Origin of the sequence: Klebsiella sp. A-Nf5 (assembly GCF_002810545.1) — a bacterium.
Taxonomy (GTDB): domain Bacteria; phylum Pseudomonadota; class Gammaproteobacteria; order Enterobacterales; family Enterobacteriaceae; genus Klebsiella; species Klebsiella variicola.
Window position 1 is genome coordinate 1 of record NZ_PIOG01000183.1, and the last position, 600, is coordinate 600.

At 53.8% G+C, this 600-nt stretch carries 1 protein-coding gene; it reads left to right on the plus strand.

Annotated elements, in window-relative coordinates:
- Positions 1 to 84 precede the first annotated feature (84 nt).
- The coding region (locus tag CWM53_RS19585) for a methyltransferase (RefSeq protein ID WP_100750836.1) at positions 85 to 600 on the plus strand (516 nt) is incomplete at its 3' end.

Below are 600 nucleotides of genomic sequence, written 5' to 3' on the forward strand. Positions count from 1 at the left end.
CTCTACATTCCGCCATCGGCATTGACGAAGTGTTATCGGGTAAAAAACCGTCCTGGCCGGTCCCAGGTTTTTGAGGAGCAAGAGATGACTATTGGTAACCGTGTATTTTTAAAACGTCCGGCAGGAAATATTGCCCTGCTGAAAGAATATGAGCACCTGCCGGCGGCAAATATTGCTGACACCATGAACCGTATCGCGGTATTAGGCAACGGCATCAAGCGTATTTCCTCACCCAAAAAACCGATTATGGCCGGCTTTGCCATTACGGTAAAAGTTCGCGCCGGCGATAATTTGATGCTCCATGCCGCCCTGGATATGGCGGGGGAAAATGACGTCATCGTGGTCTCCAACGAAGGGGATCGCTCGCGGGCATTGATGGGCGAAATCATGGTGGCGTATGCCCACCACATGAAGAAAATTGCCGGTATCGTGCTGGACGGGCCGATTCGCGATATCGATGCCCTATCGGTGCTTGATTTTCCGCTCTATGCCACAGGCTCGAATCCGGCAGGCCCTTTCAAAATGGGACCCGGGGAAGTGAATACCCCCATTGCCGTCGGCGGCGTCGCGGTCTGTCCCGGCGATCTGATTGTCGGCGAT